The sequence below is a fragment of the Neorhizobium sp. JUb45 genome, from assembly GCF_004343585.1.
Classification (GTDB): Bacteria; Pseudomonadota; Alphaproteobacteria; order Rhizobiales; family Rhizobiaceae; genus Neorhizobium.
Map to the genome: position 1 here is coordinate 149,630 of NZ_SLYW01000007.1, position 23,258 is coordinate 172,887.

21 protein-coding genes are annotated in these 23,258 nt (G+C 60.6%); 8 read left to right on the top strand and 13 right to left on the bottom strand.

Annotation, left to right across the window (positions count from 1 at the left end; translation table 11 throughout):
• Positions 1-14: 14 nt before the first annotated feature.
• Positions 15-782 carry a 5-oxoprolinase subunit PxpA gene (locus tag EDF70_RS22995; protein WP_207908301.1) on the bottom strand — a complete coding sequence of 256 codons (768 nt, stop codon included), beginning with the start codon at positions 780-782 and terminating at the stop codon, positions 15-17.
• Between the two features lie 304 nt (positions 783-1,086).
• Here EDF70_RS22995 and EDF70_RS23000 point away from each other — a divergent pair, with 304 nt between their 5' ends.
• Positions 1,087-1,761: a GntR family transcriptional regulator gene (locus EDF70_RS23000; RefSeq protein ID WP_207908306.1), complete on the top strand. Its 675-nt coding sequence runs from the start codon at positions 1,087-1,089 to the stop codon at positions 1,759-1,761.
• A 147-nt stretch (positions 1,762-1,908) separates the two neighbouring features.
• On the opposite strand, the gene EDF70_RS23005 is transcribed toward EDF70_RS23000, so the two are convergent.
• The 8 genes from EDF70_RS23005 to EDF70_RS23040 all read right to left on the bottom strand — a co-directional run bounded on the left by EDF70_RS23005 (position 1,909) and on the right by EDF70_RS23040 (position 12,260).
• Positions 1,909-2,166, bottom strand: a complete 258-nt coding sequence (locus tag EDF70_RS23005) for a transcriptional regulator (protein WP_132278319.1) — start codon at positions 2,164-2,166, stop codon at positions 1,909-1,911.
• Positions 2,167-2,265: 99 nt separating this feature from the next.
• On the bottom strand, positions 2,266-3,174 hold the full coding sequence (locus tag EDF70_RS23010; RefSeq protein WP_245519303.1) for a glycine betaine ABC transporter substrate-binding protein: 909 nt from the start codon (positions 3,172-3,174) through the stop codon (positions 2,266-2,268).
• A 164-nt stretch (positions 3,175-3,338) separates the two neighbouring features.
• Positions 3,339-4,247, bottom strand: a complete 909-nt coding sequence (locus tag EDF70_RS23015) for a glycine betaine ABC transporter substrate-binding protein (RefSeq protein ID WP_132278321.1) — start codon at positions 4,245-4,247, stop codon at positions 3,339-3,341.
• Between the two features lie 65 nt (positions 4,248-4,312).
• Positions 4,313-5,194, bottom strand: coding sequence for a proline/glycine betaine ABC transporter permease (locus tag EDF70_RS23020; protein WP_132278323.1), 882 nt, complete (start codon positions 5,192-5,194; stop codon positions 4,313-4,315).
• Positions 5,195-5,238: 44 nt separating this feature from the next.
• Positions 5,239-6,471: a glycine betaine/L-proline ABC transporter ATP-binding protein ProV gene (gene proV / locus EDF70_RS23025; RefSeq protein ID WP_132278325.1), complete on the bottom strand. Its 1,233-nt coding sequence runs from the start codon at positions 6,469-6,471 to the stop codon at positions 5,239-5,241.
• Between the two features lie 501 nt (positions 6,472-6,972).
• Positions 6,973-10,449: an AAA family ATPase gene (locus EDF70_RS23030; protein WP_132278327.1), complete on the bottom strand. Its 3,477-nt coding sequence runs from the start codon at positions 10,447-10,449 to the stop codon at positions 6,973-6,975.
• A complete protein-coding gene (locus EDF70_RS23035; RefSeq protein ID WP_132278329.1) occupies positions 10,449-11,714 on the bottom strand; it encodes a DNA repair exonuclease in 1,266 nt (421 codons plus the stop codon). Before EDF70_RS23035 ends, EDF70_RS23030 begins: the two co-directional genes overlap by 1 nt.
• Positions 11,715-11,771: 57 nt before the next feature.
• Positions 11,772-12,260 carry a gluconokinase gene (locus tag EDF70_RS23040; RefSeq protein ID WP_132278484.1) on the bottom strand — a complete coding sequence of 163 codons (489 nt, stop codon included), beginning with the start codon at positions 12,258-12,260 and terminating at the stop codon, positions 11,772-11,774.
• A 246-nt stretch (positions 12,261-12,506) separates the two neighbouring features.
• Here EDF70_RS23040 and EDF70_RS23045 point away from each other — a divergent pair, with 246 nt between their 5' ends.
• The 6 genes from EDF70_RS23045 (at position 12,507) to kdpC (ending at position 18,647) form a co-directional block, all read left to right on the top strand.
• On the top strand, positions 12,507-13,643 hold the full coding sequence (locus EDF70_RS23045) for an HWE histidine kinase domain-containing protein (protein ID WP_132278331.1): 1,137 nt from the start codon (positions 12,507-12,509) through the stop codon (positions 13,641-13,643).
• 303 nt (positions 13,644-13,946) lie between these two features.
• Complete coding sequence (kdpF, locus tag EDF70_RS23050) at positions 13,947-14,036, top strand: K(+)-transporting ATPase subunit F (protein ID WP_132278333.1); 90 nt, start codon at positions 13,947-13,949, stop codon at positions 14,034-14,036.
• Positions 14,037-14,069: 33 nt separating this feature from the next.
• Entirely contained in the window at positions 14,070-15,773 is a 1,704-nt protein-coding gene (kdpA, locus tag EDF70_RS23055) for a potassium-transporting ATPase subunit KdpA (protein ID WP_132278335.1), read from the top strand.
• A gap of 11 nt (positions 15,774-15,784) precedes the next feature.
• Entirely contained in the window at positions 15,785-15,940 is a 156-nt protein-coding gene (locus tag EDF70_RS30050) for a hypothetical protein (RefSeq protein WP_165932108.1), read from the top strand.
• A gap of 40 nt (positions 15,941-15,980) precedes the next feature.
• The gene (gene kdpB, locus EDF70_RS23060; protein WP_132278337.1) at positions 15,981-18,068 is read left to right on the top strand and encodes a potassium-transporting ATPase subunit KdpB; all 2,088 of its coding nucleotides are present in this window, start codon (positions 15,981-15,983) and stop codon (positions 18,066-18,068) included.
• A 12-nt stretch (positions 18,069-18,080) separates the two neighbouring features.
• Positions 18,081-18,647, top strand: a complete 567-nt coding sequence (gene kdpC / locus EDF70_RS23065; protein WP_132278339.1) for a potassium-transporting ATPase subunit KdpC — start codon at positions 18,081-18,083, stop codon at positions 18,645-18,647.
• Between the two features lie 70 nt (positions 18,648-18,717).
• On the opposite strand, the gene zigA is transcribed toward kdpC, so the two are convergent.
• From zigA to EDF70_RS23080, 3 genes are all read right to left on the bottom strand, one after another.
• Positions 18,718-19,923 (bottom strand): zinc metallochaperone GTPase ZigA, encoded by a 1,206-nt coding sequence (zigA, locus tag EDF70_RS23070; RefSeq protein ID WP_132278341.1) that lies wholly within the window; start codon positions 19,921-19,923, stop codon positions 18,718-18,720.
• 206 nt (positions 19,924-20,129) lie between these two features.
• Complete coding sequence (locus EDF70_RS23075; protein ID WP_132278343.1) at positions 20,130-20,315, bottom strand: hypothetical protein; 186 nt, start codon at positions 20,313-20,315, stop codon at positions 20,130-20,132.
• 199 nt (positions 20,316-20,514) lie between these two features.
• Entirely contained in the window at positions 20,515-21,849 is a 1,335-nt protein-coding gene (locus tag EDF70_RS23080) for an aspartate aminotransferase family protein (RefSeq protein WP_132278345.1), read from the bottom strand.
• 142 nt (positions 21,850-21,991) lie between these two features.
• Between EDF70_RS23080 and EDF70_RS23085 the strand changes: the two genes are divergently transcribed.
• A complete protein-coding gene (locus EDF70_RS23085) occupies positions 21,992-22,540 on the top strand; it encodes a cupin domain-containing protein (RefSeq protein ID WP_132278348.1) in 549 nt (182 codons plus the stop codon).
• Here EDF70_RS23085 and EDF70_RS23090 read toward each other — a convergent pair.
• Entirely contained in the window at positions 22,537-23,193 is a 657-nt protein-coding gene (locus EDF70_RS23090) for a glutathione S-transferase family protein (RefSeq protein WP_132278350.1), read from the bottom strand. The two genes, EDF70_RS23085 and EDF70_RS23090, sit on opposite strands and share 4 nt — an antisense overlap.
• Between the last annotated feature and the right edge of the window lie 65 nt (positions 23,194-23,258).

Genomic DNA, 23,258 nt, shown 5'->3' on the forward strand with positions numbered 1-23,258 from the left:
GAATGCATGGTTGCTCAGGCCGCCCCGGCAAAGGCGCGGATGGCAAGGCCGGACTGTTCGAACACGTCACGCAGACGCCGGGCCATGGCAACCGCACCGGGGCTGTCGCCATGCACGCAGATCGATTGCGCATCCACCTTGGTCAGCGTGCCATCGATCGCTTCGATCACGCCCTCCTTGACCATGCGCACCATGCGGGCGGCAATCAGATCGGGATCATGCAGGACAGAGCCTTTTTCGCGACGCGAGACGAGATTGCCCTCGGCCGTATAGGCGCGGTCGGCAAAGGCTTCGGCAACGACGGTCAGGCCGGCGGCGCGCGCCTGTTCGACAAGCTGCGAACCTGCCAGCGCCATCAGCACCAGCGAAGGATCGATCGCAAGGATGGCGTCGATGACATCCTTGGCCTGCCTCGTATCGATGGCGATGGTGTTGTAGAGGGCGCCATGCGGCTTCACATAGGTGACGCGTGTGCCGGCCGCCTTGGCGAGGCCCTGCAGGGCGCCGATCTGGTAGATCACGTCGCCGATCAGTTCGTCGCTGGTGGGGTCCATATTGCGGCGGCCAAAACCGGCAAGGTCACGGTAACCGACATGCGCGCCAATGGCGACGCCACGCTCGGCGGCAGCGCGGAGAGTCCTGAGAATGCCGGCCGGGTCGCCCGCATGAAATCCGCAGGCCACGTTGGCGCTGCTGACGATATCAAGCATCGCTGAATCATCGCCCATCGCCCATGCGCCAAAACTTTCGCCCAGGTCGCTGTTGATGTCGATGTTCATCATGAACGTTTCTCTCCCGCCTTACTTTGAACAAAAGCTAACAAAGGAGAACAATGCTGTCCATAGTGTTGAACAATTTTTATCTATTGCCCTACAAAGTATCAATTGCTCGCAAAATAGGCATGATTAAAATTTTGCACGGTTTTATTCCCGCTGCCGCAGGAGTTCTGCATCATGCCTCTTGTGAAGAGGCCACGGGCATTCTACCGGAGTAATGAATCTGATCCGCGGATGAAGGGGAAACGGCTTGGCTGCACGCAAACCGCAGGTTGATGAAGCAAGGGGCTCCGTCACGGCCGATGGCCGGATACAGGCGGGTTCGCGCGCGCCGGAAGCGGTGCAGACACTGGCGGAAACCGTCGCGGAGCGTATCCGGGAACAGGTCATCTCCGGCCATCTGACGCCCGGCAGTCACCTGTCGGAACAGACGCTGAGCGACGAATTGCAGGTCTCGCGCAACACGTTGCGGGAAGTTTTCCGCATGCTGACCAAGGAAGGGCTGCTGCGCTACGAGGCCAATCGCGGTGTGTTCGTTTCCACGCCCAGCATGTCGACGATCATCGATATCTACCGTGTCCGGCGTTTCATCGAATGCCCGGCGCTGGCGCAGGCCCATCCGCGCCATCCCGGCGTTGCACGGATGCGCATGGCTGTGGAAAAGGCCCGTCGCTGCCGCGAGGAAAAGGATTGGCTCGGTGTCGGCAGTGCCGATATCGCGTTTCATGCCGCCGTCGTCGAACTGGCCGACAGCCCCAGACTTTCCGCCTTTTATGCCCAGATTTCGCTGGAATTGCGCCTCGTTTTCGGCCTGCTTCAGGATCCGGAATTCCTGCACGGACCATTCATCGACCAGAATCTCGAGATCGTCACGGAGCTTGAGGCGGGCAGGGCGGCTGCCGCCTCCGAATTGCTGGAAGCCTATCTGCTGCGCGCCGAACGTTTCATCCTCGGTGCTTACGCGCGGGTAACCGCCGAAGTCTGATTTGCACTAGCCGACATTGTCCGGCGAGTGGTCTGGAGAGCCGTGTCGGAAGCCACAAAATGCGCGCGCGAAGAAACTGAAGGCGAGTGCTGATTGCACACCTCGGATCATTCGCGGTGGCGCCTGTCTAATGTTCGAACCTGTATGTCACGCCCAGTGAGGGCCTTGACCGCGACCCGTCAGAAGCCATGACAGGCTCACTTCCAGAAGCCGGGCTATCAGAGGCAGCCGGTTTCCCAGCGGTTCGGCGCGATCATTTTCCCAGGCGGTCCATGTCTCGGAGGGCACAGTGAGGAAATCCGCTGCCTCATCGACCGTCAGGTCGATCGCGTCGCGAGCAAGCGACATGCGGCCGCCAATCGTGTCGTCGGCGGAAAAATCCGGTTCGATCTGGTCTCGGTGCATCAGGCACTCCCGTCGGCGATCCGATGTCGCCCGATAGTCAGATAGGCTTCGCCGGTCGTCCGGCGAAGCCCCAGTCGATCAATTTTTTCGAAGACAGAATTAGCCTTCGTCACCGACCCAGTTTTTGATCTGGTCCGGGTGATCCGTGATATATTTTGCCACTGCCGCGTCGTAGGAGGTCGCTTGCGCGTCCGACATGCCGGCCTCGAGATCCGCGAGCGGTATTTTCATGCGCGACAGCAATTCGGCCGCAGCCGGATTGTCGGACTTGAAATCCTTGCGGGAAAGAATGTCGACATGCTCGGTGCCGCCGATCGCCTTTTTCGGATCGTCGATGTAGCGCATCTTGTATTTGCCAAACATCCAATGTGGGCTCCAGGCGGTTGCGACGAACCACTTTTCACCGCGATACGCACGATCGACCGACGACAGCATGCCGGCCTCGCTGGATATCTGCAGCTTGTAGCCGTCGAGTGCATAGTCTTTCAGCGCCTGCTGCGACATGCGCGTCAGGCCCGCACCCGGTTCCGTGCCCTGAATGGTGCCGGACAGCTTTTCCTGAACCTCGGGCTTCTTCAGGTCTTCGAAGGAGGCGATTTCGCTTTCGGGAACATAGGCCGGCACGACCCAGCCCTGCCTTGCGCCGTCATAGATCGTGCCAAGCGTTTCGACTCTGTCTTTGACCTTGCCGTAATAGTCGGCATGCGTCACCGGCAACCATGCCATCAGGATCGCGTCGAGATCACCGCGGCTGACCCCCTGATAAAGCGGTGCCACATCGGTCTGCACCAGTTCGACCTTCTGGCCGAGCTTGTCGTTGATCACCTTGGCGGCAAGCTTGGTGACGAATTCGGCATCGGACCATGGGGCGTATCCGAGTTTCACCGTCTTGGCATCCTGCGCCATGGTCGGCAGTGCGGATGTGGCAAGGAGGGTGGCAGCAAGCCCGAGTGTGGCGCTAAGTGTCGTGCGGCGGGTAAGGCCGGTCTTGGAAAAGATATTCAGCATGTGCTCTCCTTGTGGGAGGTCGGCAAGCGCTGCATCCACGCGGTTTTGGCGTGGAGGTAGCAGATTGCCTTAAATTTCTGGCTTCCAATGTGGAAGTTAAGGACTGGTGGCCGCAAAGCGTTCACGACCGCGCCGGTGAATGGCACGGTCGTGAACGAGAAAAATCAGCCCTTCTCGCCGACCCAGGTTTTGACCTGATCCGGATGGTCCGCGATATATTTTGTCACGGCCTCGTCGTAGGAGGTTTCCTGCGCATTGAACATCGCAGCTTCAAGATCACCGAGCGGCAGCTTCATGCGCGACAGGAATGCGGCGGCCTCGGGGTTTTCGGTCTTGAAATCCTTGGAGGCGAGAATGTCGACATGTTCGGCTTCACCAAGCGACTTCTTCGGGTCGGCGATGTAACGCAGCTTGTACTTACCGAACATCCAGTGGGGGCTCCACGAGGTGGCGACGAACCATTTTTCGCCGCGCATCGCACGGTCGACAGTGGTCAGCATGCCGGCTTCACTGGAAATCTGCAGCTTGTAGTCGTCGAGCGCATAATCCTTGACCGCCTGCTGCGAAAGACGGGTCAGGCCGGCGCCAGGATCGATGCCCTGGATCGCCTTGGAAAGCTTTTCCTGCACTTCCGGCTTCTTCAGATCCTCGATCGAGGCAATCTCGCTTTCCGGAATGTAGGCGGGCACGACCCAGCCGAGCTTGGCGCCGTCGTAAACGGTACCGAGCGTTTCGACGCGGTTCTTCACCTTGTCGAAATAATCGGCATGGGTGGCCGGCAGCCAGGCCATCATCATCGCGTCGATATCGCCACGGCTCACACCCTGATAGAGCGGCGCCACGTCGGTCTGCACCAGTTGCACCTTCTGGCCAAGCTTGTCGGTCATCAGCTTGGCGGCAAGCTTGGTCACGAATTCGGCGTCGGACCATGCGGCATAACCGAGCTTAACGGTCTTGGTTTCCTGCGCCATGGTTGGCAGGGCGGAGCCTGCAACCAGAGCGGCTGCAAGACCAAGCGTTGCGCCAAGAGTGGCACGGCGGGTGGTGCCGGTGGTGAAAAGCGTCTTCAACATGCGTTCTCCTTACGGGAGGTTTGTGATCGCGGGTTCAGCACCCGCATGGGTGGCGCGGGACTGGATCAGGCGTTCGCCGTTGCCAGCTCCTCGCGCTCGGTCTTCTTGAAAAGCAGGCTCCAGAATGCGGCGCGCGGCTTTCCGAGGCTCTGGGTGATGCGGTCGAGAATGACCGCCAGAATGACGACGGCAAGGCCGCCTTCGAAACCGGTGCCGACGTCGAGGCGCTGGATGCCCGTCAGAACCGTGTTGCCGATACCGCCGGCGCCGATCATCGAGGCAATCACCACCATCGACAGCGAAAGCATGATCGTCTGGTTGATGCCGGCCATGATCGAGGGCAGGGCGTTCGGCAGCTGCACCTTGAAGAGAAGCTGCGAAGAGGTGCAGCCAAAGGCGTTGCCGGCCTCGATGAATTCCTCATGCACCTGCCGGATGCCGAGATTGGTGAGGCGCACCACCGGCGGCATGGCGAAGATGACGGTGGCGATGGCGCCCGGCACCGCGCCGAGACCAAAGAACATCGCAGCCGGGATCAGGTAGACGAAGGCCGGCATGGTCTGCATCAGGTCGAGGATAGGGCGTGCAACGGCTGCAACGGAATCGCGGCGTGCCATGGCAATGCCGAGCGGCAGGCCGATGATCATCGCCATCAGCGTCGAGGCGATGACGAGAGCAAGCGTCTCCATCATGGCGTCCCAAAGTCCCATATGGCTGACCAGCCAGAGGGCGACACCGGTCAGGACGCCGAAACCGAAGCCGACACGCCACAGGGACAGCGCTACGAAAATCGCAATGCCGACCGGCATGGGCGTCGAAAGAAGGATGTTCTGGATGCCGGTCGTCACGAAGCCGATCATGGCTGCGATGAAATCGAGGGCGGGCGAAAAGTTGTCGAGGACGTAATTGACGGCTGCATCGATGCCGTCACCAATATCGAAATTCATGTCTGTCTCCGGTTATGGGCCGGTTAAAGGAAGTGGCGGCGCGATCAGGAGGCGCGGTCGAGCGTTTCGAGCAGTGTCGATTTGCTGATGGAACCGAGATAACGCTTGTTGTCATCGATCACAGGCACGGGCCAGGGGCTGGCCGCCACCTTGCCAAGCACGTTGGACAACGGCTCGTCGGCGGCAATCGGCTCGATCTCGGACAGGAAGGCGCCGCGATAGGGGTCGGCCACTTTTTCGCGCATTTTTTCGACCAGCGAGGTCTGGCTGACGACGCCGTGATAGGTCTTGTCGCGGCCGAGGATGATCGCGTATTCTCGGTCAAAGTTCTTCATCCGCTCAAGAGCGGCGGCCGCCGTCGTGCCCTGACGCTCGATGATGGTGATCTGCGTCTTGCGGGCCACGTCGCCGGCCTTGAAGACCTGAGAGACGTCGACATTGCGGAAGAACGACCGCACATAGTCATTGGCCGGGCTCATGACGATTTCGTCCGGCGTGCCAACCTGCACGACATTGCCGTTCTGCATGATGCAGATGCGGTCGCCGATGCGCATCGCCTCGTCGAGGTCATGGCTGACGAACACGATGGTGCGGCTGTGTTCCGATTGCAGGCGGACAAGTTCGTCCTGCATTTCGGTGCGGATCAGCGGGTCGAGCGCGGAAAACGCCTCGTCCATCAGAAGCACGGTCGGTTCGCTGGCCAATGCGCGGGCAAGGCCCACACGCTGTTTCATGCCGCCGGAAAGCTGGTCCGGCTTGCTGTCGGCATAACCTTCAAGGCCAACCGCCTTCAGTGCTGCCATCGCCTTTTCGCGGCGCTCGCTCTCGCCGATGCCGGCAACTTCGAGGCCGAAAGCGGCGTTGTTCAGCACCGTGCGGTTCGGCAGAAGTGCAAACGACTGGAACACCATGCTGATCTCGCGGCGGCGCACGTCGATCAGTTCCCTGCGCGACATCTTGGTGATGTCCTTGCCATCGATCTCGATGGAGCCGGATGTCGGTTCGATCAGCCGGTTCAGAAGGCGAAGAAGAGTGGATTTGCCGGATCCCGACAGGCCCATGATGACGAAGATCTCGCCGGCCTTGATGTCGAATGTGGCATTGTTGACGCCCACCGAGCAGCCGGTCTGGGCGTGGATTTCCGATTTCGTCTTGCCGGCGCGGATCATTTCCAGCGCTTTTTCGGGACGTTCGCCGAAAATCTTGTAGACGTTGTTGATACTGATCTTGGTCGAAGCCGGCTCGGCCGACGCGTCATTTTCAGTTGTAAAAGCCATACATTTCTGGGCCCGTGCTCGATAGCACGGACATACTCCTTGATGATAAATCCTCCGAAAAGGACAGCAGCGCTAGCCTTTCCGGAAGTCTTATGTGTTTCTTTGTCGCATACGATTGTGAATTTCTCAGCAGAAATTCTGACCGTCAGAATATACATCATGTACATTCGCAAAGGCCCGGAAAGTAATTCCGCGCATGCCGTGAGATTTTCCGATCTGTCGATCAGGAAATATGTCGAAGACGAGATCTATGTAGGGCGCTATACGAAAAGTGTCCATAAAAAAATCCCATTTGACGTAATCACGGATGGGTTATGGAGCCGATCTTCTTCGCGGTGCATCGGGCGGAAGTCACTGCCCCATAGGCGTTTCCGGCCGGCGCGGCCATGCCGCGAAGCAGGCAATTTGGCGTGCGGTTTTGACGCGCCTGGAAGATGCCGGGCGCATGCGATGGCACGCATTGCGTGTGGATGGCCGTCGTTTCGGCCTACCGCGAGGCCGTCAGGGCAGCTGGTGAATCTTTACTTGCGGCACCACAGTTTTAGCAATGTCGCAAAGATGTCTGTGGTGGGTGAGATAGATCACCTGGCCGACTTTCGACATCTCGCCCAGCAGACGGAAAACCTCTTCCGAGCGTTGGTCGTCGAAGCTCTCCATGATGTCGTCGGCGATGAAGGGAACCGAGGGCCGCACCGCTGCAAACTCCTCGTAGCCTGCCAGCCGCAGCGCCAGATAAAGCTGGAATTGCGTGCCGGTGGACATGCTGTCGGCCAGTTTGGAGCTGCCGTCGCGCGCCACGCCGATGAGGATCTCCTTGTCGCGATCAACCTGCGTGGCAAGGCCGGAATAATTACCGCCGGTGATCAGGCGAAACGCTTCCGAAGCGCGGTTCATCATCGAGCTGCGGTGTTTTTCGCGGTAGATATGCAGGGCCTGTTCGGCCGCCAGAATGCCGGTCCTGAGTATCAGGTAGCGGGTTGCCAGATCCTCGATCTCCAGCAGGATCGTGCGTCTCTTGGCTTCGATCTGCGCCACCGCGTCGTCACCGCCGACAGCGTCCAGCTTGTCCTTGGCGCGGGTCATCTCAGCGTAAAGCTCGCGCGTCCTGTCGGTCAGGTCACCAATGCGGGTGGAAAGCTCTTCCGCTTCACGCTCGATGCTGCCGGCGTCGATCTCCGCCAACGCCTGAGCGGCATCCTCGAAACGCACCACCTGCATGCTCTGGGCGATCTGCGCCTTCAACTCGGCAATCCGCGTTTCGACCCGGTCGCGCTCTTTTGCCTGTTCCAGAAAGTTTTCGACGGCTGCCAGCGTATCGGTGCCGAAATAGGCGGTGATCTTTGCTTTCTGGGCCTCATGCACGGCCAGTTCGGCCGCCAGTTCGGCGCGTTCGGCCTGCAGTTTTTCAAGATTTTCATGCCGCGTGGTGCGAGCCTGCTGTTCGCGCGTTGCGGCCTTCAGCCGGTCGAGCAGCTGGCTGGCAATCACCAGCGGGTCATCGACGCTGCCGTCATCATCCAGCTTGCGCAGCAGGCTGGAAATGTCGTCTCGGAACTGCGTCTGGTCACGCTCCATGGCGGTTACCCGCTGGGCAAGGTCCTGACGGTCCTTGAGGATGACCGGCAGTTTTGACAGCACAGAGAGGATTTCACGGATCGCCGCAACGGAGTCGGCCTTGTCCGCCAGCCACGTCTTCGAAAGTGCCTGCCGCCAGGCATCCTGCCAGGCATCTGCGCTGGTCTGCGCCTCTTCCCGATCACGTTCGCGCTCGGTGATATCGCGTGCAAGATCGGTGATGGATTTTTCAAGCGCTGCCCGCGCATGCGCGCCGGCTTTGATGCGCGATATGAAATCGGCCGCACCGCGCGCCAGTTCGCTTGGGTTCAGCTGGTGAAGGCCACGCGCTCCCGCCTCGGAAAGAGCGCGCTGCAATTCGGCGCTCACTCCATCCAGTTCGTCGCGGATGTCGGCAATGTCGGTTTGCACCTGCTGAAGCTGTGTCCACGCGGACAGTGCCTCGCTGCGGCGGGTCACCCAGCTTTCGAGGGCGGCGATACGCTCCATCGCATCGGTGTCGATGTCGGATGTATCTGGCAGAAGCGCGCCGATCTTTTCCGCCAGTGCCGCATGTTCGGTTTCCGCCTCGGCCAGCAGATCGCGCTGGTGGTGGATGGCGGCCTCGTTTTCCGCCGTCTTGCGGGCCAACTGCCGCAACTCGGCCAGCTCATGGGCGCGGGACAGGCGGCCGGCCGAAACGCCGTCATCGCGGCGCATCGCCTCTTCGAACTGTTTGGCCGTCTGCCCGTCGAGGGCTGCCAGATGCGCCTGCCATGCGGCATCACGCTCGCCACGGACGGCCTGCGCCTCGCCATCATCGATCGCGCCGCCGGCATTAAAGGCGGCCAGCCGTGCCTGTGTCGTCACCTGTTCGGTTTCCGTCTCGCGCAGGCGGGTGCGGTGTTCGTTCAAACGCCGGTCGATGGCCATGGCCTGTCCGCGCCATGTCTCGATCTGGCGGGTGTCGGCCGAGCGCGTTGCGGCAAGCGCCTCCATGTCGCCGGACCATGGCGCCAGCATGCCGATGCGGTTTTCGAGATTGCGCTGCAATTGGATACGGCCGCGCTCTTCCAGCGAAAGCCGTGATGGCAGGTCGGAACCGGTCAGGCGCGCAAGGGCCGCTTCCAGCCGTTCCAGAGCGACGTCGTCGACGTCTTCTCCGGCGCCGTTCTGTGCCGATTGATTGTCCTGCAGGCGGTCCAGTGCATCGCGGCTGCGCTTCAGCTCGCGTTCGGCGGTCGACAATTGCACGTCGATGCCGGAGCGTTTTTCGATCAGGTCCCGAATGATCGCCGTCGTCGAGGCCGGCAGCAGCAGAGCCTCGGCATCGTCATGGGGCGGGCGCTCCAGATCGGCCAGCAGCCGCGCCAGTGCGCCATCCTGTTCCGCCAGCGATTGCCGGCGCCGCGGCAGGTCGCTTTCCGCGGAACGGAAGCGGGCAATGCCATCGGCCAGCATTTCGGCATGGGTGGCGATCAGCAATGCCTGTTCGTCCACCGCAATCGCTTCGATCTCGCGCTGTAGCTGCTCAAGGCCGCGATCCTTTTCCTGCAAAAGCGCCTGCAGGCGGGTTTCGTCGCGCACAAGCTGCGGCAGAAGCGCAAACCATTCGGCCGGCGGCCGCGGCAGTTCGGCCTGGGTGTTTGGATCGGTTTCAAGTCCGGCAAGCTGCAGAGACAGTGGCAGGGCCGTGAGGATGCGGTTCAGGCCGGCATGACGGGTGCGTGCCTGTGCCAGTTCGGCAGCAGCGCCATCATAATTGGTTTTCGCTGTTTCATGGCTGGCATTGAGGCTGGCATAGGCCGCCGCAAACGTGTCGATGGCATTGCGCTCTGCCTTCAGTGTTTCCAGTGCACGTTTCAGCTCGGCCATTTTCGAGGTCGAAGAGCGCTTTTTGTAAACGCTCGCCGCCTCGTCGCCGGCCGCTGCCAGCGCCTTGCTCAAGCCCGCAAGGCCGGAACTGGCGGAAAACAGCAATTCGCCCAGTTCGCCCTTGCTCTGGATGATGGCATTGCCGCCTTCCTCCAGCGATTTGTCGTCCAGCGAAAACATCGTGCGATAGGCATCGCGCGTCACGCCACCCAGCGCGCCCACCAGCAGCGCATCGTTGACCGGCGAACCGCGTCCATCGATCAGGCTGCCAGTGCGCTGTTTCAGTCGCGCCAGTTCGTGTTCGACGCCGTCGATGTCGAGCTGCGCACCGATCCGCATCGAACCGTAGGGATGCAGGAAATTGTATGGCGTCTGCGCGTGCATGCCGAACAGAAGGTCGAGATAGGCGGCAAGCGTGGTGGATTTGCCGGCTTCGTTGAGGCCGTAAACGATATGCAGGTCCGGCTGGCCGTCGGCCGCCTTCCCGAAATCGATCACATGGTCGGTGAACTTGCCGTAACGGGTGAGGTCCAGACGGTTGAGGCGCATCAGTTTTCGTCTCGCTCGGCGCCGCTCAGGCGCGCGGTGATATCGTCGGTGCCGCTGACCAGCAGGTGATCGACAAAGCGATCGAACGCCGCTTCGTCGTCACCGGCAAAATGGCGGCTTTCGGCCGGCAGGTCGGCCAACATCTCGCGCACCATGTCGCGAATGTCGTCACGAAAACCGGGGCGGGCAGTCACGTCGGAGCGCATCAGCTGGCCAAGCTCGATCACCGGATCGGCGCTCGCCTGTTCGGCCTCGCCGGGTGGCCTCACATCAAGTTCGAGCTTTTCGATCCATGTATCACCCAGCCGCTCGCCGCGCTGTTCGGCCTCTGTCAGCATCAGGTCGATATCGCGCCGCAGCCGGAAGGACAGCGGCGTTTCGCCGGTCAGCCGCAAACGCGCCACCAGATGTGTGGAGGCTGTTTTTGTCCGCTGGTCGGCAAGCGCCGTTTCGATAGCCGCCGCTGCATCCCGCCATTCGGTCAGACCGGCCAGATCGACGGGAATACGCTCGAACTGCGCAATGCTCGTCAGCCGCTCCTCGACGGTGACGCTGCGGTCATCGGCGATCGTCACCAGCGAAACGGTTTTTGCTCCGGCCTCGTTGATGTCGCGTCCCTGCGGCATGCCGGGCATGATCACCGTGCGGGTGCCGGCATGCTGGGTGCGTTGATGGATATGGCCGAGCGCCCAGTAATCGAAACCGGCCGCATGCAGGTCGGCTGTGCTGCAGGGGGCGTAGACATCATGGCCGGGCGCGCCGGCAAGGCTGGTATGCATGATGCCGATATTCACGGCGCCTGCGACCGGCGGCCTGTATTTCGGCAGAAGCGGATCGGGCGCCTGCGGTTTGGCAAAGCTCAGGCCGTGGATGGCGACGGCAAGGCCGTTCGCTTCCGTCTCGATTACCTCCGCACGCCCGCCAAAAATCTTGACGCTCGGCGGCAGAACCAGTTCCTGGGTGATGCGGGAAAGCGCGTCGTGGTTGCCACGGATGGTGTAGGTGGCAATGCCGGCCTGATGCAGCCGCTCCATCTGCCCGCCCAGAAACCGCGCCGTCTTCATCGACGTCTGGTCGCCGTCGTAGAGATCGCCGGCAATCACCAGCGCATCCACCTGTTCCTCAAGGCAGAGATCGACGATGGCGATCAGTGCCTGCCGGGTCGAATTGCCGATCAGTTCCGCAAGCTCGCCATTGCGCAAGGCCAGCGAACGAAGCGGGGAATCGAGATGGATGTCGGCGGTGTGGACGAAGCGAAAAGGCATGAAGTGACTCGCAATATGTGCCGCACTATAGGCCGGAACGCGTCGCGCGCACCAGCATCACGCCAATTTCAATTCAGCGAGGCCCTCGGCTGACGCCTGCGCAATCGCTTCCGGCGTCGCGTCGATATCGACTGTCACCACGCCGTCCTCCTTCTCGGGGCGCTCCAGCGTTGCGAGCTGGGTTTCCAGCAGGCTGATGGGCATGAAATGGCCGGTGCGGTGCCCCATGCGGTCGGTCAGCAGTTCTTTCGATCCATCGAGGAAAACGAAGGCGAGTTTTCCACCGGCAGCGTTTCTCAAGCGATCGCGATAGCTTTTCTTCAAGGCGGAGCAGGTGATGACAATGCCGGTCGAAGCGCCGTCAGTCAGCCGTTCGCCGATCAGGTCCAGCCACGGCCAGCGGTCCTCGTCGGTCAGCGGCGTGCCTTTCGACATCTTTTCGACGTTGGATTTCGGGTGCAACTCGTCACCCTCGACATAAGGAAGGTCGAGCGCTTTCGCGAGCAGGATGCCGACCGAACTTTTGCCGCTGCCCGAAACGCCCATCACGATCACCGGGCCGCGAAATGCCTTGCCTGTCTGCACTGTCGACATGGTTATGCTGATCCTTCCTTGAAACTGCGCGGAGAAAATCGCGGCGGCTTGTCAACGTCAAGTCTGCTGGCAAGATTCTGCTTACCATTCACGCGAATGGCACTTGCCGATCGTTCAATGTTTTGTCTTGCTAATGCACGGATCTGTGCGATTCTTGGATATGTGCTTCGATCCCTGTGCGGGCAAGGGACTGGTATCATGATGGATGGGAAAAATCGGAACCGGCTTTATACACCTCTCGGTCAGCTGACCCGGGCTGTCGCTCGGCTGGCAGGAGCAAAGTCGGTTGACGAAGTCGTTGAAATCGTACGGACAACGGCGCGTGCTCTGGTGGGCTGCGAAGGGATTGCCATTATCCGTCGCGACGGCGATCTCTGCCATTATATCGAAGAGGATGCGATCGGCCCGCTCTGGAAGGGGCAGAAATTTCCGATGTCTGCCTGCATCAGCGGCTGGGCGATGCTCAACAAGCAGACGGTCGTGGTTCCCGATATCGCGCTCGATCCCCGCATTCCTTATGAACTTTACGAAGAAACTTTTGTGCGCGCCGTGCTGATGACGCCGGTGCGGCGTGACGATCCGCTCGCCGCCATCGGTGCCTATTGGGCATCGACCTATGAGCCGAGCGAGGAAGAGATCGAGGTTCTGGAAGCTTTGGCAAGCGCTACCGCCACCGCGCTTGAAAATGTCCGCCTGATTTCGGCTTTGAAGGATGCCGTGTCCGATGCCGAATTGATGCGTGACGAGCTTCGCCACCGGGTCAAGAACGCCTATATGGGGGCGCAAAGCCTTGCCCGGCTGACCCTGCCATCCGATCTCGGTGACCAGTTCAACGGTCGCATCTCGGCGCTTGCGCGGGTGCATGAACTGCTGGACGAGCAGGCGGAAGACAATGCCCGCATTGATCTGCGCAGCCTGATCGAAATCGAGATCGAACCTTACACCACACCCGATTGGCAGCCGTTTTCGCTCACTGGCCCATCCGTGCAGCTTCAGCCCATGCGCGCCACCGCCCTTGGTCTGGTGATCAACGAACTGGCAACGAATGCGCTCAAACATGGCGCGCTGTCGGTATCGAGCGGCAGGGTGGAGGTTGCCTGGCTGGTTGCCGGTTCCGAACTCACTTTGCTTTGGGCAGAAATGAATGGTCCGGCCGTTGCCGAAAGTGCCTTGGCCAATCAGGGTTCGGGCCTGATCAAACGCCTGGTCGAACGGCAGTTGCGCGGCAGGCTTGATCATGTGCTTGCCCGCTCCGGTGTCCGCTGCCAGGTAACCTTCGCCATCGATGCCGGCGTGCGGGAAGATGCGACCTCGTGGGATGACCGCGCGCAGTAACGCGGCCTTGCCGGCTTGCCGGCCAAAATTCCTATAAAAATCCTATTTCTTTGCGCGTCGGCTCGTCTCGAAAGCCTATGCACTGCGGGCTCATATTGATGGTCGGGATGCCGATAAGCATTCCCGGCCAGAAAACATGACAGGTGCCTTCCGCCCGGATGGCGCCTTTCAGGTTGTCTGACTCCATGAACCGACAGGAGTCCACACCCATGATGGATATCATTCTACTCGCCGCGGCTTTGGCCTTTTTCGGCCTGTGCTTCGCCTATACCCGCGCCTGCGACAGGCTGTGAGGAGGACGCAATGATCATCGACTATGTCCTCGCCGGCGGCGTGACCGCTTTCCTCGCGGTCTACCTGACCTATGCTCTCATTCGCCCTGAACGCTTCTAAAAGAAGTTTTGGGTTGCTCGAAAGTTTCCTCCCATGACCCTCAACGGATGGCTACAGATCCTCGTCTTCTGCGGGATCCTGATCATTCTCGTCAAACCGCTCGGCGCCTATATGACGCGGGTGTTTTCCGGCGAACGCACCTTTCTTTCGATCATTTTCGGCCCGCTTGAACGTGGCCTTTATGCGCTGGCCGGCACCAGCGAGCGTGAAGAACAGCACTGGACGGCCTACGCCTTCGCCATGCTGATGTTCAATCTCGCAGGCTTGCTGCTGCTCTACGGCCTCCTGCGTCTGCAGGATGTATTGCCGATGAACCCGGCGGGGCTGGCTTCACCCGGCCCGGAACTGTCGTTCAACACCGCCATCAGCTTTGTCGCCAACACCAACTGGCAGAGTTATGGCGGCGAAAGCACGATGTCCTATTTTAGCCAGATGGTCGGGCTGGCCGTGCAGAATTTTGTGTCCGCCGCGACCGGCATGGCGATCGCCATCGGCCTGATCCGCGCCTTTTCGCGCGCCTCGGGAAAAGCGATCGGCAATTTCTGGGTCGATATGACCCGCGCCACCCTCTATATCCTGCTGCCGATCTGCGTTGTGCTGACGCTGGTCTATGTCTGGCTCGGCGTGCCGCAAACTTTCGGCGCTTATGTCAATGCCACGACGCTCGAAGGCGTACAGCAGACCATTGCTGTCGGCCCGGTCGCCTCGCAGCTGGCGATCAAGATGCTCGGCACCAATGGCGGCGGTTTCTTCAATGCCAACTCGGCGCATCCGTTCGAAAACCCCGACAATATCTCCAACATGATCCAGATGCTGTCGATCTTCGCGATTGGCGCCGCCTTCACCAATGTCTTCGGGCGCATGGTCGGCAACCAGCGTCAGGGCTGGGCGATCCTCGCTTCGATGGGCATCCTGTTCATCGTCGGTGTCGGCATCGTTTACTGGGCGGAAGCATCCGGCAACCCGATCATGCATGCGATGGGCCTGTCCGGCGGCAACATGCAAGGCAAGGAAGTGCGCTTCGGCGTCGTCATGTCGTCGCTGTTTGCGGTCATCACCACGGCGGCCTCCTGCGGTGCGGTCAATGCCATGCACGGCTCGTTCACGGCGCTTGGCGGCCTCATTCCGCTGATCAACATGCAGCTTGGCGAAGTCATCGTCGGCGGCGTCGGTGCGGGTTTTTACGGCATCGTGCTGTTCGTCATCATCGCCATTTTCGTTGCGGGTCTGATGGTCGGTCGCACGCCGGAATATCTCGGTAAGAAGATCGAGGCGAAAGAAATGAAGATGGCCGTCCTTGCCATTCTCTGCCTGCCGCTCGCCATGCTCGGTTTTACCGCGGTCGCCAGCATTCTGCCTTCGGCAGTCGCCTCGATCGGCACGGCCGGCCCCCACGGTTTCTCGGAGATCCTCTACGCCTATACCTCGGCTGCGGCCAACAATGGCTCTGCCTTCGGTGGACTGTCGGCCAATACACCGTGGTTCAACATCACGCTCGGCATCGGCATGCTGATGGGCCGTTTCCTGGTCATCGTGCCGGCACTCGCCATCGCCGGCTCGCTGATCTCCAAGAAAACGGTTCCAGCGTCTGCCGGCACGTTCCCGACCGATGGCCCGCTCTTCGTTGGCCTGCTGGTCGGCACCATCCTGATCGTCGGGGGGCTGACCTTCCTGCCTTCGCTGGCTCTCGGGCCTGTGGTCGAACATCTGGCGATGATCGCCGGCCAGGTTTTTTGAAGGTGAACATCATGACCATTCGTCAGGCACTAAAGAAACAGTCACGCCTTGCCGCGCATCCGCGAGGCGGGGAGGTGCCCCGCTGGTGCAACGGCTCGAACGCCATTCTTGCGATGATGGCGGCGCTTTTCGCCGTCGTCTGCTTCGTCGAAATCCTGTGGGGCTGACCGCGCGTCGGTCGCCTCCTTCCAAACGCTGGGGTCTCTCATGAGCCAGTCAAATTCCGCGAGTATCATGGATAGTCGCATTCTCGTTCCGGCAATCGGCGGCGCTTTTCTGAAGCTGAACCCGAAAACGCTGGTCAAAAACCCGGTCATGTTCGTCGTGGCCACCGTGTCGGTGCTGACGACGGTTCTGTTCCTGCGCGATCTCGCCATCGGCAGCGACAGTCTCGGTTTTTCCTTCCAGATCAACCTCTGGCTCTGGTTTACCGTGCTGTTCGCAAACTTCGCCGAAGCCGTCGCTGAAGGCCGCGGCAAGGCGCAGGCGGACAGTCTGCGCAAGGCGCGCACGGAAACCCAGGCCAAGCTGCTATCGGGAGACGATCGCGGCAATTACAGTATGGTGCCGGGCACGTCGCTGAAGGTGAACGACATCGTGCTCGTCGAAGCCGGGGATATCATCCCGTCGGATGGCGAGGTTATCGAAGGCGTGGCCTCGGTCAACGAAGCGGCGATCACCGGCGAATCCGCCCCCGTCATCCGCGAATCCGGCGGCGACCGCTCGGCTGTCACAGGCGGCACGCAGGTTCTGTCCGACTGGATCCGTGTGCGCATCACGGCTGCCGCCGGCTCCACCTTCATCGACCGGATGATCTCGCTTGTCGAAGGCGCGGAGCGCCAGAAGACCCCGAACGAGATCGCCCTCAACATCCTGCTGGCCGGCATGACGCTGATTTTTGTGCTCGCCGTCGCAACGATCCCGGCCTTTGCCGCCTATGCCGGCGGTTCGATCTCGATTTTCGTTCTCGTCGCGCTGTTCGTGACGCTGATCCCGACTACGATCGGCGCGCTGCTATCGGCCATCGGCATTGCAGGCATGGACCGTCTGGTGCGCTTCAACGTGCTCGCCATGTCCGGTCGCGCCGTCGAGGCAGCCGGTGACGTCGACACGCTGCTGCTCGACAAGACCGGCACGATCACGCTCGGCAACCGTCAGGCAACTGCGTTCAGCCCCGTCAGCGGCGTGTCCGAGCAGGATCTCGCCGATGCCGCGCAACTGGCCTCGCTTGCGGATGAGACGCCGGAAGGCCGTTCCGTCGTGGTGCTTGCCAAGGAAAAATACGCGATCCGCGCCCGCGACATGAACAGCCTCAAGGCGACGTTTGTGCCGTTCACCGCCCAGACCCGTATGAGCGGTGTCGATCTCGACGGTTCGCAGATCCGCAAGGGGGCCGTGGAGGCGATCCTTGCCTATGTCGGCGGCGGTTCGCTTCCGGTCGCCGGCAATGCGGCCATCGCCGTCAGCCCACAATCGGAGACGGTGCGCGAGTTGCAGTCGATCGCCGACGAAATCGCCAAGGCCGGCGGCACGCCGCTTGCCGTCGCTCGCGATGGAAAGCTGCTCGGCGTCATCCAGCTCAAGGACATCGTCAAGGGCGGCATTCGCGAACGGTTTGCCGAACTGCGGCGCATGGGCATCCGCACGGTGATGATCACCGGCGACAACCCGATGACGGCGGCCGCAATCGCTGCCGAAGCCGGTGTGGACGATTTCCTCGCTCAGGCAACGCCGGAAAACAAGCTGCAACTGATCCGCGACGAGCAGGCCAAGGGCAAGCTGGTCGCCATGTGCGGCGACGGCACCAATGATGCGCCGGCGCTGGCGCAGGCCGATGTCGGCGTCGCCATGAACACCGGCACGGTCGCCGCCCGCGAGGCCGGCAACATGGTCGATCTCGACAGCGACCCGACCAAGCTGATCGAGATCGTCGAGATCGGCAAGCAGTTGCTGATGACCCGTGGTGCGCTGACGACGTTTTCGATCGCCAACGATATCGCCAAGTATTTCGCCATCATCCCGGCGATGTTCCTGGCGTTTTATCCGCAGCTTGGCGTGCTAAACGTCATGGGGCTGGCCACGCCGCAAAGCGCCATCCTGTCGGCGATCATCTTCAATGCGCTGATCATCGTCGCCTTGATCCCGCTTTCGCTCAAGGGCGTCAAATACCGCGCCGTCGGCGCCGGTGCGCTTCTGTCGCGCAACCTGCTGATTTACGGCCTCGGCGGCATCGTCCTTCCCTTCTTTGCCATCAAGGCGATCGACATGGTCATCACGGCCATCGGTCTTGCCTGAGGAGTTTTCAAAATGTTGAAGCAAATCCGTCCGGCTCTGGTGATGATCCTTAGCCTTACAGCCATCACCGGCCTCATCTATCCCTTCGCCATGACCGGCATCGCGCAGGCTGTCTTTCCCGCCCAGGCGAATGGCAGCCTTATCGAAAAGAACGGTCAGGTTGTCGGCTCGGCGCTGATCGGTCAGGCCTTCACCGGCGAGCAGTATTTTCACGGCCGTCCATCGGCTGCTGGTGATGGTTACAATGCCGCCTCGTCCTCCGGCTCCAATCTTGGCCCGACCAGCCAGAAGCTGATAGACCGGGTGAAGGCCGACTACGAGGCTGCCAAGGCCTCCAATCCGAATGCCGAAGTGCCGATTGATCTCGTCACCGCCTCGGGCAGTGGCCTTGATCCGCATATCTCTCCGGAAGCGGCATTGTTTCAGGTCGCTCGCGTCGCCCGCGCACGCAACATGGATGAGGCGGTGGTGAAGGCGCTGGTTGAGGACCATACCGAGGGTCGCCAGCTCGGCTTTCTCGGTGAACCCGTCGTCAACGTGCTGGCGCTCAACATGGCGCTGGATGCGGCGAAGAGCTGATCCTGAATTTTCAGCAAACACGCGGCCGTCCGGATGGGCGGCCGCGTGTCTTTTTGTTCTTCGGGTTTTCTCAGGCTGCGGCCCGGTCCCAGCTGGAAAACGGATCGGGCAGACCGCGCCACAACTCCGGCCGGAACGCGCCGCTATCTATCAGACAGGCGTCCAGTTCTGCCCGGATCGCCGTTTCATTCATGGGATCAGCCCCGATGAAGACGATTTCCTGGCGCCGATCACCCCAGACCGGATCAAGATAGGGCTTCATCATGTCCGAAAAGCCGGGGTCCTGCGGCCATTGTTGCTGCGGAACAGCTGACCACCAAAGCCCCATCTTTTGCGTGCGGACCAGTGCGCCGGCCTGGCTCATTTCCCCGACATGCTGCGGTCGGGTCGCCAGCCAGAAAAAGCCCTTGGCACGGACGACGCCCGCCCAGGACCTGTCGATAAAGGCTTTGAACAGCGTCGGGTCGAAAGGCCGTCTGGCGCGGTAGACAAAACTGCGAATGCCATATTCTTCCGTCTCCGGCACATGGTCTGCAAAACCGTGCAACTCCTTGAACCACAGCGGGTGGGTTTCGGCCTTGGCAAAGTCGAAACGGCCGGTGCCGAGTATGTTCTTGAGGTCCACATTGCCGAAATCTGTTTCGATGAGATGTGCGTCAGGGTTGAGGGCGACGATGATCTTTCGGGCCGCGTCACGCTCCGCTGGATTTGCCTGGCTGATCTTGTTGAGCACGATCACATCGGCGAATTCGATCTGTTCCACGAGCAGGTCGACAAGCGTTCTCTCGTCGCCTTCGCCCGCCGTCTCGCCGCGGTCGGACAGGAAGTCGGCGGAACCGTAGTCCTTGAGCAGGTTGGCCGCGTCGACAACCGTTACCATCGTGTCGAGACGCGCGACATCCGAGAGGCTGCGGCCTTGCTCATCGCGGAAATCGAACGTCGCGGCCACCGGCAAAGGTTCGGCGATACCGGTGGACTCGATCAGCAGATAGTCGAAACGTCCCTGTTCGGCCAGCGCCCGCACCTCTTTCAAAAGGTCGTCGCGCAATGTGCAGCAGATGCAGCCATTGGTCATCTCGACCAGTTGTTCCTGCGTGCGGGACAGGTTCGCACCACCATCGCGCACCAGCGCTGCGTCGATGTTGACCTCGCTCATATCGTTGACGATCAGCGCCACGCGCAGTCCGTCGCGGTTGCCAAGAATATGATTGAGAAGCGTTGTTTTGCCGGCGCCCAGAAAGCCGGAAAGGACTGTGACGGGAAGTTTCGAGTTCATGCCTGACACCAATATGTCGATAACGATAAAATGTTATAACATTACTAATGATGTGCGTGTCAATCCGCCTGCTGCTCCAGCCTGCATGACGGAGGACACGGGGAGCTTAATGAGTCTGGTCTGTATCAATGGATGGTGGGGATGCCCGCGAGCAGCATGAAGCAGCGGTTATCCACGTTGACAGGAGGGCTGCGATCAGAGAGGCCTCAGTTCAACTGTGGCACACCGCTCGTCATGCCGGTCTGGTCGCCGGTGATGTAAAAATACGCGAACGCGGCCAGGAATGCGCCGATCGCACCGGCGATGATCAGCGCCTTCCGCATCCACGGAGGCGTCTGACGCGGCGGCTTTGGCGTTTCTTTTTTGCGAAACTTGATGACGTTATCGTTCATGGCTTTTTACTGCGTGCGTGTGACCTGCGATGTGCCGCCATACTTAAACGAGGTGAGTGAGCAACGCCATCGCAATACAGGCACTTTCGGCCCATAAAACCCCGCTTGCCTGCAAATACAATCGAGCTGTGGTATCTGGATTGCGCCTTTTGGAAAAGCGGGCCGTCGGCAGTTCTCCGGCCCGCTTTGCTTGTCAGGCTCAGGCCACGCGTTTCAGCGCGTCGGCGATCATCGAGACGATCGTGCCGATCTGCTCGCGTTCGATGATCAATGGTGGCGACAAGGCAATGATGTCGCCGGTGACGCGGATCAGCAGTCCCTTCTCGAAGCAATCGACGAACACGTCATAGGCGCGTGTTCCGGGAGCACCGTCGCGGGGGCTGAGCTCGATCGCACCGACCAGGCCGAGATTGCGGATATCGACCACATGCGGCAGGCCCTTCAGGGAATGCAGCGCATTTTCCCAATCCGTTGCCAGATCGGCAGCGCGCGTCAGCAGTCCTTCTTCCTCGTAGATCTCCATCGTCGCAAGGCCGGCAGCGCAGGCCACCGGATGGCCGGAATAGGTGTAACCGTGGAAGAGTTCGATGGCGTTTTCAGGCCCGGTCATCAGGCTATCGTAAACTTTGCGGCTGGCGTAGACGGCACCCATTGGAATGGTGCCGTTGGTGATGCCCTTGGCCGTGGTGATCAGGTCTGGCACGACACCGAAATAATCGGTGGCGAACGGCGTGCCCAGACGACCGAAACCGGTGATGACTTCATCGAAGATCAACAGAATGCCGTGCTTGTCGGCAATTGCCCGCAGCCGCTCCAGATAGCCCTTGGGCGGCAGGATAACGCCGGCCGAACCGGACATCGGTTCGACGATGACGGCGGCGATGGTTTCTGCGCCATGAAGCTGGACCAGCCGTTCCAGATCCTCGGCAAGCTCGACACCGTGCGTCGGCAGCCCCTTCGTGAACGCATTGCGTTCGACATCCAGCGTATGGCGCATGTGATCCGCCGGGATCTGCGGAAAAACGCGGCGGTTGTTGACGAGGCCGCCCACGGAAATCCCGCCGAAACCAACGCCGTGATAGCCTTTTTCACGGCCGATGATGCGTGAGCGTGTGCCCTGGCCGATGGCGCGCTGATAGGCGATGGCAATTTTCAGTGCCGTATCGACGGATTCCGAACCGGATCCGGTGAAGAACACGCGGTCGAGCTTCGAGCCGGGACCGCCGGGGGCATGCTCCGCCAGTTTGGCGGCAAAATCGAAGGCGATCGGATGGCCCATCTGGAACGTCGGGGCAAAGTCCAGTGTCGCCAGCTGGCGTTCGACGGCCTGCGAAATTTTCTTGCGGCCGTGGCCGGCATTGCAGCACCACAGGCCTGCTGTGCCATCAAGCACCTTGTTGCCGTCGACATCGGTATAATACATGCCGTCGGCCGCAGCCAGCAGGCGAGGCGCCGCCTTGAACTGCCGGTTGGCCGTGAACGGCATCCAGAAGTTTTCGAGATTGACCGTGTTTGCCTTGCTGGCGTGATCCATGATTGCCTCCATTGAGTGAAGGCGAGTTTGGCTATTTGGCTGTTTTGAACAAGTCGTTTTCTTGTGCTCGTCAAGCAACTGATTTTGTTGACAGCTGGCAACTTGTTTTCGATATTTCGAACATGGACAACAGGAGGTGGTCATGTCGCTCGATGTCGGAAGCCGTTTGCGGCAATTGCGCATGGCGCGCAACCTTTCCCAGCGCGAGCTCGCGAAGCGCGCAGGCGTTACTAACTCGACCATTTCGCTGATCGAGTCGAACTCCGCCAATCCCTCCGTGGGGGCCTTGAAACGCATTCTCGACGGCCTGCCGATCGGGCTTGCGGAGTTTTTTGCCTTCGAACCGGAAAAATCCAGGCAGGCCTTTTATGCGGCCGAAGATCTGGTCGAGATCGGCAAGGGCCCGATCTCCTACCGGCAGGTCGGTGAAAACCTCTTTGGTCGCAGTCTGCAGATCCTCAAGGAATGTTACCAGCCAGGTGCCGACACCGGCAAAGTGCCGCTCGTTCACGAGGGAGAGGAGGGTGGTATCGTCCTGTCCGGTCGGCTGGAGGTGACGGTCGAGGACGAGCGTCGGATATTGGGGCCGGGCGATGCCTATTATTTCGAAAGCCGCAGGCCGCACAGGTTCCGGTGTGTCGGCCCGGTGCCGTGCGAGGTCATCAGCGCCTGCACCCCGCCGACTTTCTAGTCGCGATCCGGTGCGCCGAGCGGAAAGTTCTTGCGGTAAGGCCGCGCTTCATCGACGGCACGCGCAAACGATGGCCGTGCCAGAAGCCGCTGTCGATAGGCGGTGACGTGCGGGAAACGATCTTCTAGCGGATGTGACCAGTCGGCGTAAAATAGCGATGGCGCCGCCGCGCAATCGGCCAGCGTAAAAACCTCGCCGGCGGCCCATTGGCGGTTTTCCATATGGCGATCCAGCCAGCCATAAGCGGCATCCAGCATGTCGCGCGCCTCCTTGACGCCGTAGGGATCGCGGTTTTCCGATTTCCGTAAGGCGTCGAACACGATCTTCTGTTGTGGTGTCGAGATGTAATTGTCGAAGAAGCGGTCGAACATGCGCACGTCGACTGCAAAGGCTTCGTTGACGGGGATCAGGCGCACCGGGCCGGGATAGTGGACCTGAAGATATTCGATAATACTCGTGGCCTCATGGACCAGACGCTTGCCATCCCTCAGCATGGGAAACCGTTTGACGGGCCATGCCGCCACCAGTTCCTCATAGGCGCCTTCATCCTCGCCCAGTATGCGGGCCTCGAAATCCGTACCGTTTTCGTAAAGCGCGATCAGCACTTTCTGGCAGTAGGACGAAAACGGATGCGAATAGAGAACAGGTCGCATGTCAGGCCTCCCGAACCGATTGCGAAGTGAAATCGGTTCGATCGTAACATCGCGTCTGCTCCTTA